General features: G+C 59.6%; 1 protein-coding gene. It reads right to left on the reverse strand.

The genetic code is table 11. The features are described from left to right. Window positions 1-12: 12 nt before the first annotated feature. Window positions 13-651, reverse strand: a complete 639-nt coding sequence (locus tag MOMUL_RS15225; RefSeq protein ID WP_062286255.1) for a hypothetical protein — start codon at window positions 649-651, stop codon at window positions 13-15. Window positions 652-713 lie beyond the last annotated feature (62 nt).

Here is a 713-nt window from a genome sequence, read left to right on the forward strand (position 1 = left end):
AGCCCCCTGCCGTCACAGGGGGCTCAATTTATCTTCCCGGCGGAGGATAAGGACGTCGCCCTTGCGGTCGATGAGCTGTGCGGCGACAGTACTGCCGCCGGGATCTACCAGCAGGTAGCAACTGTTTTTTTCGCGGCAGGCGGTACCGCGGGCGGATAGTTTACAAAAGGTTTCCCGGCGGCGCTGGAGGGCCCTTTCCCCGTCCAGCAGGCGCAGGGCCAGGGTATCCATATTTAAAAGGCAGGGCAGGACCTGGTTGCCGGCCAGGATCAGCCGGGTGCGAAAGAAGCCCTCGACAAAAGGCTCAAAACTTTTTACCTTGCCGCCGACGACATAGCCTGTGCCGCCTTCATCGCGGCAGCGGGGCCGGCGCAGGCGTAAAGGTACCAGGACCATTTCCGGCCCCAGGACAATGGGCGCCAGGTGACTGCGGCCTTCCCGGGACCAGGCGGTATACTCCTGCCGCCAGGATACGCCCAGATGGGCGGCCAGGGCCTTTAAGACAGTCTTCGTCCGGCGCCGGTCAAGGATTTTCCGGCCGTCATCCAGCCAGACCTCGGTATAGTTGCCGGCATCATCGCCGCTACCGTAGACCGGCACCAGGCAGTTTAATTTTAGCCACAGACCTTGCTGGATCCAATTAGCTGGCAAGGATTCCACCTCCTACCTTCTAAACATATTATATGGGAACATATATTCGATGATCAAGAGGG

It is taken from the genome of Moorella mulderi DSM 14980, from assembly GCF_001594015.1.
GTDB classification, from domain to species: Bacteria; Bacillota; DSM-521; order Neomoorellales; family Neomoorellaceae; genus Neomoorella; species Neomoorella mulderi.